The sequence below is a fragment of the Salipiger marinus genome, assembly GCF_035481585.1.
Classification (GTDB): Bacteria; Pseudomonadota; Alphaproteobacteria; order Rhodobacterales; family Rhodobacteraceae; genus Salipiger; species Salipiger marinus.
In genome coordinates this window covers 265,199-274,698 of the sequence record NZ_JAYKSL010000006.1, presented here as the reverse complement: position 1 = coordinate 274,698, position 9,500 = coordinate 265,199, and the positions used below count along the sequence as shown (strand labels likewise).

The following is a 9,500-nucleotide window of genomic DNA, read 5'->3' as shown; positions in this document are numbered from 1 at the left end:
CCCCCCCCCCCCGGCCCCGGTCAGCGCGCCGGAACGCCCCGGCGCGGTGTCAGAGGTGCTTGCCGCCACAGGGCCCGAAGCGCGCCCCGACCCCGACGCGCCGCTGCCGCTGCCAAATCCGCCCAGCTTCGATCTGGTGCGCGCCGATCCCACCGGCCAGACGCTGGTGGCGGGCCGGGCCGAACCGGGTGCCGCCGTGGCGGTGCTGGTCGACGGCACCCCGGAACCCGAGGTGCAGAGCGACCGGGATGGCCGCTTCACCGCCTTTCTCGATCTGCCGCTCGACGGCGCGCCGCGGGTGCTGAGGCTGCGGCTGCGCCATCAGGGCCGGGAACTGCTGTCGGAACAGGAGGTGATCCTGACCCCGCCCGCCGCCCCGCCGCCCGCCGCCATGGCCGCGGCAGAACCCGCCGCCGACGCACCCGCGCCGGACAGTCCCGCGCCCGCGCCAGCCGAGGCCAGCAGCACCCCGGCCCAAGCGCGCAGCGATCCCCCCGCAGCCCCCGATGCGCCCGAGCCGCGGATTGCGGCGGCGCCCGGCCCCTCCAGCCCCGATGCCGCCGCGGCGGCGGTGGTGCCAACGCCAGAGGCCCCGGCGCCGGTGGCGCTGCTCTCCTCCGAAGCGGGGATCGAGGTGATGCAGCCGCAGACCCCGCTGGCGCAGGACCAGATCGCCATCGACACCATCAGCTATGACGAGCAGGGCGCCGTGGCGCTGGCCGGGCGGGGCCGAGGCGCGGCCTCGGTCCGGGTCTATCTCGACAACCGCCCGCTCATCACCACGCGCATCGCCGCCGATGGCCGCTGGCAGGCGGCCCTGCCCGATGTCGCCACCGGCACCTATACGCTGCGCGTCGACCAGATCGACGACGCGGGCGAGGTCACCGCCCGCGCCGAAAGCCCGTTCCGCCGCGAATCCGCCGAGGTGCTGGCCGCCGCCGCCGATCCCGCCGTGGCGGTGCGCGCCGTCACCGTGCAGCCCGGCCACACGCTCTGGGCCATCGCGCGCACCCGCTACGGGCAGGGCATCGACTATGTGAAGGTGTTCGAGGCCAATCGCAGCCAGATCCGCGACCCCGACCTCATCTATCCCGGTCAGGTCTTCGACATCCCGGACTGACCCGCCCCTTCATCTTGCCCGTAAACTCCGGGGGGAGCGCGCCGCGCGCGCGGGGGGCAGCGCCCCCCTGCGACCCATCCGCCCGCCCGAAACGATCCGGGCTGGCGGGCTGGCCCTGACCGCGCCTGCGGGCTAGAACGCCAGCAGACCCAAAGGATCCGCCATGCCTCCCGCTTCTCCCGCCGACCCCGCGCAGGATGCCTCCGCGCAGTCCGAACGCCGCTCCGCCCGCCGGGTGCTGATCCGCACCGCGCCCTATCTCTGGCCCAAGGGCGCACCTTGGGCGCAGCGCCGGGTGGTGGCGGCACTGCTGCTGCTGCTGGTCGCCAAGCTGATCGCCGTGGGCACGCCGCTGCTTTACAAGGCGGCGGTGGACACGCTGGGCGGCGAGGTGCCGGATCTGGCGCTGGGGGCGGTGGGGCTGACCGTCGCTTACGGTCTGGCGCGGTTTTTCTCCAACGGCTTCCAGCAGCTGCGCGACGCGGTCTTTGCCCGGGTCGGCCAGCACGCGCTGCGCCGCATCGCGCTGGAAACCTTCGGCCATATCCACCGCCTGTCGCTGCGCTATCACCTGACGCGGCGCACCGGCGGGCTCAGCCGGATCATCGAACGCGGCGTGAAGGGCGTGGATTTCCTGCTGCGCTTCCTGCTGTTCTCCATCGGGCCGCTGATCCTTGAACTGCTGCTGATCGCGGCCATCCTGTTCACGCTGTTTGACGTCTGGTATCTGGCGGTGGTGGCGGTCACCATCGCGCTGTATGTCTGGTTCACCTTCGCCGTCACCGAATGGCGGGTGAAGCTGCGCCAGCGCATGAACACGCAGGACACCGACGCCAACCAGAAGGCGGTGGACAGCCTGCTGAATTTCGAGACCGTCAAGTATTTCGGCGCTGAGGCGCGCGAGGCCGCGCGCTATGATGCCGCCATGGCGGGTTATGAACAGGCGGCGGTCAAGACCGCCACCTCGCTTGCCGCGCTCAATGCCGGGCAGGCCTTCATCATCACGGCGGGGCTGGTGGCGGTGATGATCATGGCGGCGCTGGGGGTGCAGCAGGGCAGCCTGACCGTGGGCGATTTTGTCATGGTCAACGCCTACATGATCCAGATCACCATGCCGCTCAATTTCCTTGGCACGGTCTATCGCGAAATCCGGCAGGCGCTGGTGGATATGGGCCAGATGTTCGATCTTCTGGACCAGCCGAGCGAGGTCAAGGACCGCCCCGGTGCGCCTGCGCTGCAGGTGCGCGGGGCTGCGGTCGAATTCGACGCGGTGCGCTTTGGCTATGACCCCGAGCGCACCATCCTGCACGGCGTCAGCCTGAAGGTGGGGGCGGGGGAAAGCGTGGCGCTGGTCGGGCCGTCGGGATCGGGCAAATCCACCATCGGGCGGCTGCTGTTCCGCTTCTACGATGTCTCGGGCGGCGCCATCCGCATCGACGGGCAGGATCTGCGCGCGGTGACGCAGGACAGCCTGCACGCCGCCATCGGCGTGGTGCCGCAGGACACCGTGCTGTTCAACGACAGCATCCGCTACAACATCGCCTATGGCCGCGATGGTGCCACGCAGGCACAGATCGAGGCGGCGGCGCGTGCGGCGCAGATCCACGAGTTCATCATCTCGCTGCCCGAAGGTTATGACACGCAGGTGGGCGAACGCGGGCTGAAACTGTCGGGCGGGGAAAAGCAGCGCGTCGGCATCGCGCGCACGCTGCTGAAGGATCCGCCGATCCTGCTTTTGGACGAGGCGACCTCGGCGCTTGATACCGAGACCGAGGCAGAGATCCAGACCGCCCTGCGCCGCGCGGGCGAGGGGCGCACGGTGCTGACCATCGCGCACCGGCTGTCCACCATCGCCGATGCCGACCGCATCGTGGTGCTGGAAAAAGGTCTGGTGGTCGAGGAGGGCACCCATGAGGCGCTGCTGGCCCGCGCCGGGCGTTATGCCCAGCTTTGGGCGCGCCAGCAGGCCGAGGACCGCGCGGCCTGACCGCGCGGTCTTTCGTCAGCCCAGATGGATCTGCCCTTCGGGGTAGCGCACGCGGGGTGTGGTGCGGGTGGCCAGAAAAAACCCCAGCGTCAGCGGCCCGACCCGGCCCAGAAACATGATCGCGATGATCATGGCGCGGCCGAATTCGGTCAGCTCGGTCGTATAGCCGCGCGACAGGCCCACCGTGCCGAAGGCGCTGGCCACCTCGAAGGCCACGTCGACAAAATGCCCGTCATGCGAGGCGGTGAGCAGGAACACCCCCACAAACACCACCAGCACGCTGATCGAGGTCAGCGCCATGACCTTCAGCACCTGTTCCAGCCCGATGCTGCGGCCAAAGGCATGCAGCTGCGTCTGGCGGCGGAAAAAGGCGATGGTGGCAAGGATCATCACCACAAAGGTCGTGACCTTGATCCCCCCGGCGGTGGAGGTGGGGCCGCCGCCGATCAGCATGAGCGAGATGAACAGCATCACCGTGCTGTCATGCAGCGCGCCGATATCGGTGGTGTTGAACCCGGCGGTGCGGGTGGTGACGCCCTGAAACCAGCTGACCATCAGCTTTTCCCCGGCACTGTCAAAGATCCCCAGCGTGCCGGGATTGGTCCATTCCAGCAGCGCAAAGCTGCCCACCGACCACGGAATCAGGATGGCGGTGCCCAGCAGCATGATCTTGGTATGCAGCGACCAGCTGTGATGGCTGCGCTGCCGGGCGATGTCCTGCAGCACGACATAGCCGATGCCGCCGACGATGAACAAGGCGGGGATCACCAGATTGACCACCGGATCGGTGGCAAAGCCCACCAGCCCGTCGGAGAAGGTGGAAAACCCCGCATTGTTGAAGGCCGAAATCGAGTGGAAGGCCGAGACCCACAGCCCCTCCCAGAAGCCCAGAACCGGGGCGAAGCTGAGCATCAGCACCAGCGCGCCCGTCACCTCGCAGAAAAGCACCACCTTGAGGATGGTCCGCACCAGTGCCGACAGCTGGTGCATGGAATTCTGGTTCAGATCCTCGCGCAGGTAGATATGCCCGGTGATGCCCACCGGCAGGCCAAGTGCTGCCAGCACCAGCACGGCAAAGGTCATGAGCCCGAGCCCGCCAAGCTGGATCAGCACCGCCAGCACGAATTCCCCGAAATGGGTCAGCACCGCGCCCACGTCAAAGACGGCAAGCCCGGTGACGGTGACCGCCGAGGTGGCGGTGAACAGCGCATCCGACCATGTGATCGGCTGCGTGGTGGCAAAGGGCAGCTTGAACAGCAGCGCCCCCAGCAGGATAAGCCCGGCATAAAGCGCCGCAAGGATCAGCGGCGGGGACACGCGCAGCAGGCGCCGCGCGAGCGTCCGGGACAGGGTGCGCCAGACCATGGGATCAGAGCGCGTCGCCAAAGCGGCGCAGATCGGCGCGCTTGCCCAGCAGGATCAGCTTGTCCTCGGGGCGCAGATCCATGTCGCGGTCGGAACAGGGCACATGTTCGGTGCCGCGCATCATTCCCAGCAGCCGCAGGTCGTGCCGGTCGCCGATGCCCAGATCGCAGAGCTGCTTGCCCTTGATCCGGTCCGGCAGCACCACGTTGACCACGCTGAACCCGTTGCTCAGCGTCATGTAATCCTGCACCACCGGGTTGTTCAGCATCTGCGAGATGTGGCGGCCCATTTCCTGCTCCGGCAGGATCACCCGGTCGGCGCCCAGCTTGGACAGGATGCGGTGATGGGTGCGGTTGGAGGCCTTAACCCAGATGGTGTCGATCCCCAGCAGCCGCATGTTCATGGTGGTGAGGATCGAGGCTTCGATGTCGCGCCCGATGGCGACCAGCACCACGTCGTAACGGTCGATCCCCGCTTCGCGCAGCGCGCCCTCGTCGGTGGTGTCCAGAATGACGGTGGCAGGCAGGGTCGAGGCCATTTGCGACACGCGCTTCTCGTCGCGGTCCACCCCGATCACATGATTGCCGAACCGTGCCAGTTCCGACGCGACGGTGCTGCCGAACGCGCCCAACCCGATGACGGCGAAGCTTCGGGTTTCCTTGGCCATGTCTTTCGTCCTTTCAGGTGCCGAAATGTTGCGGACGCTGCATCGCGGCACCAGACCTGTCAAGAAGAAGCGCCGTGCGGGGCGGGCAGGGGGCGCGTGGCGGGCCGATCTGGTCAGAAGATATGACCACCGCTTGTTGCCTATCGGAAACTTGTTTCCTAAACCGGGACTGACGCGACTCACACTGGAGATGCCCCATGAGCGACCGTATCGAACGCCACGGCCTGAGGATCGACCCCGCGCTGTTCTCCCTGATCGAGGATCAGGCCCTGCCGGGCAGCGGCGTGGATGCGGAGACCTTCTGGGCGGGCCTGTCGCGGCTGGCGCATGAGTTCGGCCCGCGCAATGCGGCGCTGCTGGCGCGGCGCGCCGATCTGCAGGCGCAGCTTGATGCGTGGCACAAGGCCCATCCCGGCCAGCCCGACCCCGACGCCTATACCGCCTTCCTGCGCGAGATCGGCTATCTGGTGCCCGAAGGCCCGGAGTTCACCATCCAGACCGCCGCGACCGATCCCGAATTCGCCAGCACCCCGGGGCCGCAGCTGGTGGTGCCGATCACCAATGCCCGCTACGCGCTGAACGCCGCGAATGCCCGCTGGGGCTCGCTTTATGATGCGCTTTACGGCACCGATGCGCTGGGGTCGCTGCCGTCCAAGGGCGGGTTTGACGCGGCGCGCGGGCAGGACGTGGTCGCCCGCGTCAAGGCGTTTCTGGACGAGACCTTCCCGGTTGCGGGCGGCAGCCATGCGCAGGCGCAGGGCTATGTGGTTGATGGCGGCGCGCTGCGCGTCGGCGGCCAGCCGCTGGCGGATCCCGCCCAGTTCGCGGGCTGGCGCGGGGCGCCGGAGGCCCCCGAGGCGGTGCTGCTGGTCAACAACAATCTGCATGTGGAACTGGTCATCGACCGCAGCCACCATATCGGATCCGGCGATCCGGCGGGGCTGGCCGATGTGCGGATGGAAGCCGCCGTCTCCGCCATCATGGATTGCGAGGATTCCGTGGCCTGCGTCGATGGTGCGGACAAGGCGCTGGCCTATGGCAACTGGCTGGGGCTGATGAAGGGCGATCTGTCTGACAGTTTTGACAAGAACGGTCAGACTGTCACCCGCGTGCTGGACGGCGACCGGACCTATACCGCGCCCGACGGATCCGATCTGGTGCTGAAGGGCCGCGCGCTGATGCTGGTGCGCAATGTCGGCCATCTGATGACCAACCCCGCCATCCTGCTGCGCGACGGGTCCGAGATCTTCGAAGGGCTGATGGATGCCATGGTCACCGTGCTGATCGCGCGGCACGATCTGGCGAAATCGCAGGGCCCGCGCAATTCGGTCACGGGCTCGGTCTATGTGGTCAAGCCCAAGATGCACGGCCCCGAGGAAGTGGCCTTCGCCGACGAGGTGTTCACCTTCGTCGAGGAGGTGCTGGGCCTGCCGCGCTACACCGTCAAGCTGGGCATCATGGACGAGGAACGCCGCACCTCCGCCAATCTGCGCGAATGTATCCGCGCCGCACAGCACCGCGTGGCCTTCATCAATACCGGCTTTCTGGACCGCACCGGCGACGAGATGCACAGCGCCATGGAAGCGGGGCCGATGCTGCGCAAGGGCGACATGAAGTCGACGCCGTGGATCGCCGCCTATGAGGATCGCAACGTCGATATCGGCCTTGCCTGCGGGCTGAAGGGCCGCGCCCAGATCGGCAAGGGCATGTGGGCCATGCCCGACCGTATGGCCGCCATGCTGGAGGCGAAGATCGGTCATCCCAAGGCGGGTGCCACCTGCGCCTGGGTGCCGTCGCCCACCGCCGCCACGCTGCACGCGCTGCATTATCACGCGGTGGACGTGCTGGCGCGGCAGGACGAGATCGCGGCAGGCGGGCCGCGCGGCACGCTGGCTGACCTTTTGACCGTGCCGGTGGCGGCGGGGGCCAACTGGTCCGAAGACGAGGTGCGCGAGGAGATCGAGAACAACGCCCAAGGCATCCTTGGCTATGTGGTGCGCTGGGTCGATCAGGGCGTCGGCTGTTCCAAGGTGCCCGACATCCACGATGTCGGCCTGATGGAGGATCGCGCGACCTGCCGGATTTCCTCGCAGCATCTGGCGAACTGGCTGCATCACGGCGTGGTGTCAGAGGCGGAACTGCGCGCGGTGATGGAACGCATGGCCGCCGTGGTGGACCGGCAGAATGCCGGGGACGCCGCCTATACGCCCATGGCGCCGGGCTTTGACGGCGTGGCTTTCCGCGCCGCCTGCGATCTGGTGTTCGAGGGCCGCGCGCAGCCGTCGGGCTATACCGAACCGGTGCTGCACCGCCGCCGTCTGGAACTGAAGGCGGGCTGAGCCTGCGGGGGCGGGCTTGCGGCCCGCCCTTACATCCGCTCCAGCACGGACAGCACCAAGGGCAGCGTCAGCGCCGCCAGAAAGGTCTGTCCGGTGATGATCGCCGCCATGAACGGCCCGTCACCCCCCAGCTGCCGCGTCAGCACATAGGCGGTGGGGGCCACCGGCAGCGCCGAAAAGATCACCAGAATCATCGTCTCGGCCGCGCTCAGGCCAAACAGCGGCGCCACGCCAAGCGCCAGCGCGGGCATGACCAGCAGCCGCAGCACGCTTGTGGCCGCGACCGCGCGCAGATCCTGCCGCAGCGTGGCGGGCTGCAGCGCCGCCCCGACACAGAGCAGACCCAGCGGCAGGCTCGCCTGCGCCATGAGCCGCAGCAGCGCATCGCTGCCAAAAGGCAGGCCAAGCCCCGAAAACGCCATCGCGATCCCGCCCAGACAGGCAAGGATCAGCGGATTGCGCAGCACCGCCCCCAGAAGCCGCAGCCCGGTGGCGCCGCCGCGCTCGGTCAGGGCAAGGATCGACAGCACGTTGACCAAGGGCACGGCGATGGCGAGATAGACCGCCGCGCGCGACAGCCCCTCGGGTCCGGCAAGGGCGGTGACCACGGCAAAGCCCAGATAGGTGTTGAACCGCACCACACCCTGCAGCGCCGGGCCAAAGCGCCGCGCGGGGCTGGGCCAGACCCGGCGTGCCAGCATCAGCGCCAGCGCGGCGACCAGCAGCGTCGCCACCGCCGCCCCGCCAAGCCGCAGCATGCCCGCATCCCGCACCGGCGCCGTCGCAAGGCTGGAAAACAGCAGCGCCGGAAACAGGACCATATAGTTGATCCGTTCCGCAGCGGGCCAGAACTCGCGCGAGGGGAACCGGGCCCGGGCCAGCCCGAAGCCAAGGCAGATCAGCGCAAAAAGCGGCCAGATGGTCAGAAGGATCACAGCGGCCCCCGCAGGCGCGGGCCATCACTGGCTGTCATGGTCGCGCACTCCCTGCCCGGACCGGATCTCGGGCAGGTCGTCTGCCGTCCTGACCGCGATCATAAGCGGGGCGCGCGGGGCTGCAAGCGGCTCCGCGCCGGAGCTGCCGCAAAACAGGGCATCCCGCCCATGCCCGCGCCGAAGCGGGGCCGCGCAACCTTTCGGAAAGCCGCGCACTGTATTATGTAGGGTCGTGAACTGCGAGAAGAGGCCCTTCATGACCCGCCCCGTCGTCGGCATCATCGGCAACCACCAGCTTCTGAACGACACCTATCCCGCCTATACCGGCGGAGAGATGAACACGGAGGCGGTGTCCTGCGTGTCGGGCTGTCTGCCGCTGCTGATCGCGCCCGATCCCCGTTATGTCTGCATCGAGGAGCTGATGCAGGTCTGCGACGGCTTTCTGCTGACCGGCGGGCGCCCGAACGTGCATCCCGAGGAATATGGCGAGGTGGCCACCGAAGCGCATGGCGCCTTTGACCGGGCGCGCGATTCCATCGTGCTGCCGCTGGTGCGGGCCTGTGTCGAACGCGGCCAGCCGTTTCTGGGCATCTGCCGCGGCTTTCAGGAGGTGAACGTGGCCATGGGCGGCACGCTTCATCCCGAAATCCGCGATCTGCCGGGGCGGATGAACCACCGCATGCCCCCGGATGGCACGCTGGAGGAGAAGTTCGCGCTGCGCCACAAGGTCAAGCTGAAGGAGGGCGGGCGGTTCCACCGGCTGTTCGGCGCCTCCGAGGTGATGACCAACACGCTGCACGGGCAGGGGATCAACCGCGCCGGCGCCCGGATCGAGATCGAGGGCCACGCCCCGGATGGCACGCCGGAGGCGATCTATGTCAAGGGTGCGCCGGGCTTCACGCTGTCGGTGCAGTGGCATCCGGAATGGGATGCGGCCAACGATCCCGTATCGCGCCCGCTGTTCGAGGCGTTTGGCGAGGCGGTGCGGGCATGGTCCGCAGGCCAGAGCCTGCCGCAGCAGCGCATCTCTGCCTGACAGTCTGACCTGTCGCGTCCAGCGGCCTTGCTGCGTCCTGCGCGGGGCCGT

General features: G+C 68.3%; 7 protein-coding genes. 4 read left to right on the top strand and 3 right to left on the bottom strand.

Annotated features, from left to right (window positions below; all coding sequences use genetic code 11):
- Positions 1-1,120: LysM peptidoglycan-binding domain-containing protein (locus VK682_RS10685; RefSeq protein WP_324781770.1), on the top strand; the 1,120-nt coding region annotated here is incomplete at its 5' end.
- A gap of 163 nt (positions 1,121-1,283) precedes the next feature.
- The gene (locus VK682_RS10680; RefSeq protein WP_324781769.1) at positions 1,284-3,107 is read left to right on the top strand and encodes an ABCB family ABC transporter ATP-binding protein/permease; all 1,824 of its coding nucleotides are present in this window, start codon (positions 1,284-1,286) and stop codon (positions 3,105-3,107) included.
- 15 nt (positions 3,108-3,122) lie between these two features.
- Here VK682_RS10680 and VK682_RS10675 read toward each other — a convergent pair whose 3' ends face one another.
- Together VK682_RS10675 and VK682_RS10670 are read right to left on the bottom strand one after the other, a co-directional pair.
- A complete protein-coding gene (locus tag VK682_RS10675; RefSeq protein WP_089850551.1) occupies positions 3,123-4,472 on the bottom strand; it encodes a TrkH family potassium uptake protein in 1,350 nt (449 codons plus the stop codon).
- A gap of 4 nt (positions 4,473-4,476) precedes the next feature.
- Positions 4,477-5,139 (bottom strand): potassium channel family protein, encoded by a 663-nt coding sequence (locus VK682_RS10670; RefSeq protein WP_230794242.1) that lies wholly within the window; start codon positions 5,137-5,139, stop codon positions 4,477-4,479.
- Positions 5,140-5,336: 197 nt separating this feature from the next.
- Here VK682_RS10670 and VK682_RS10665 point away from each other — a divergent pair, with 197 nt between their 5' ends.
- Complete coding sequence (locus VK682_RS10665; RefSeq protein WP_230794243.1) at positions 5,337-7,478, top strand: malate synthase G; 2,142 nt, start codon at positions 5,337-5,339, stop codon at positions 7,476-7,478.
- A 29-nt stretch (positions 7,479-7,507) separates the two neighbouring features.
- On the opposite strand, the gene VK682_RS10660 is transcribed toward VK682_RS10665, so the two are convergent.
- Positions 7,508-8,413, bottom strand: a complete 906-nt coding sequence (locus VK682_RS10660; protein WP_230794244.1) for an AEC family transporter — start codon at positions 8,411-8,413, stop codon at positions 7,508-7,510.
- Positions 8,414-8,669: 256 nt separating this feature from the next.
- Between VK682_RS10660 and VK682_RS10655 the strand changes: the two genes are divergently transcribed.
- Positions 8,670-9,449, top strand: coding sequence for a gamma-glutamyl-gamma-aminobutyrate hydrolase family protein (locus VK682_RS10655; RefSeq protein ID WP_089850487.1), 780 nt, complete (start codon positions 8,670-8,672; stop codon positions 9,447-9,449).
- Positions 9,450-9,500 lie beyond the last annotated feature (51 nt).

Coding starts and splice junctions, on each gene's coding strand:
- VK682_RS10680 (WP_324781769.1), top strand. CDS start 1,284: ATGCCTCCCGCTTCTCCCGCCGACCCCGCGCAGGATGCCTCCGCGCAG.
- VK682_RS10665 (WP_230794243.1), top strand. CDS start 5,337: ATGAGCGACCGTATCGAACGCCACGGCCTGAGGATCGACCCCGCGCTG.
- VK682_RS10675 (WP_089850551.1), bottom strand. CDS start 4,472: ATGGTCTGGCGCACCCTGTCCCGGACGCTCGCGCGGCGCCTGCTGCGC.
- VK682_RS10655 (WP_089850487.1), top strand. CDS start 8,670: ATGACCCGCCCCGTCGTCGGCATCATCGGCAACCACCAGCTTCTGAAC.
- VK682_RS10670 (WP_230794242.1), bottom strand. CDS start 5,139: ATGGCCAAGGAAACCCGAAGCTTCGCCGTCATCGGGTTGGGCGCGTTC.